This window comes from Novosphingobium clariflavum, from assembly GCF_026420865.1.
In the GTDB taxonomy this organism is placed as follows: Bacteria; Pseudomonadota; Alphaproteobacteria; order Sphingomonadales; family Sphingomonadaceae; genus Novosphingobium; species Novosphingobium clariflavum.
Window position 1 is genome coordinate 1 of the sequence record NZ_JAPCWC010000087.1, and the last position, 1,179, is coordinate 1,179.

Here is a 1,179-nt window from a genome sequence, read left to right on the forward strand (position 1 = left end):
GCAGCGGTTGATGGAAGGCCGCATGCACAAGCATGGCAGGCGTGAATATGTACAGGTGCTGCGCCTGTTGGAAACGTTCACCGTCGCCGATCTCCAGGCGGCGGTGGAACAGGCCATTGATCTTGGCGCCATCGGCTTCGATGCCGTCAAGCACCTCGTCCTGTGCCGGGTCGAACGCGTACCGCCCAGGCTGGACCTGGACGTCTATCCCTTCCTGCCACGCACAACGGTCGAGAAGACCTTTGCCAGAGCCTATCTGAGCCTGCTCTCCGACCAGCAGGAGGCCGCATGAGCGATCAGGCCCCGGAGCTTCTTCTCGCTCACAATCTCAAGGCACTCAAGCTGCCTACGTGCCTGCGAGAGCATCACAAGCTCGCCCGGCAATGTGCCGCCGAAGGCGTCGATCATATCCGCTTCCTCGCCCGTCTCGTCGAGATGGAGATGATCGACAGGGAGCGTCGTATGGTCGAGCGGCGCATCAAGGCCGCGCGCTTCCCCGCCGTCAAAAGCCTCGACAGCTTCGACTTCGCCGTCATCCCCAGGCTCAACAAGATGCAGGTGCTCGAGATGGCGCGCTGCGAGTGGATCGAGCGGCGTGAGAACGCCATCGCTCTGGGACCATCGGGCACCGGAAAGACGCACGTAGCTTTGGGGCTCGGACTGGCAGCATGCCAGAAAGGGCTGTCGGTGGGCTTCACCACTGCGGCGGCGCTGGTCAGCGAAATGATGGAGGCGCGCGACGAGCGGCGTCTCCTGCGCTTCCAGAAGCAGATGGTCGGATACAAACTGCTCATCATCGACGAACTGGGCTTCGTACCGCTCTCCAAGACCGGCGCCGAACTGTTGTTCGAGCTGATCTCCCAACGTTACGAACGCGGCTCCACCTTGATCACCAGCAACCTACCCTTCGACGAGTGGACCGAAACCTTCGGATCCGAGCGTCTCACCGGCGCGCTCCTTGACCGCCTGACCCATCACGTCAGCATCCTCGAGATGAATGGCGAAAGCTATCGCCTCGCTCACAGCCGGGCCCGCAAGGCCAAAACCAGACCCTAAAAATCAAGCCAATGCCGGGGGGAGTGGCCCTCGGGCTACGCCCTCACGCCACTCCCCCCGGCGTGTAACTCGATGGCCTGGTTTTACGCCGCCCCATGGCCGACTTTTGCTCCGCCGTTGACA

At 62.3% G+C, this 1,179-nt stretch carries 1 protein-coding gene and 1 pseudogene; both read left to right on the forward strand.

All coding sequences use genetic code 11. From position 1 onward, the window contains the following. Positions 1-292: pseudogene (locus OKA11_RS24350) on the forward strand (IS21 family transposase); the annotation flags it as partial. Beyond that, a complete protein-coding gene (istB, locus tag OKA11_RS24355) occupies positions 289-1,056 on the forward strand; it encodes an IS21-like element ISSsp5 family helper ATPase IstB (RefSeq protein ID WP_267225201.1) in 768 nt (255 codons plus the stop codon). The pseudogene OKA11_RS24350 and the gene istB, both read left to right, overlap by 4 nt. The last annotated feature ends 123 nt before the right edge of the window (positions 1,057-1,179 follow it).

Coding starts and splice junctions, on each gene's coding strand:
- istB (WP_267225201.1), top strand. CDS start 289: ATGAGCGATCAGGCCCCGGAGCTTCTTCTCGCTCACAATCTCAAGGCA.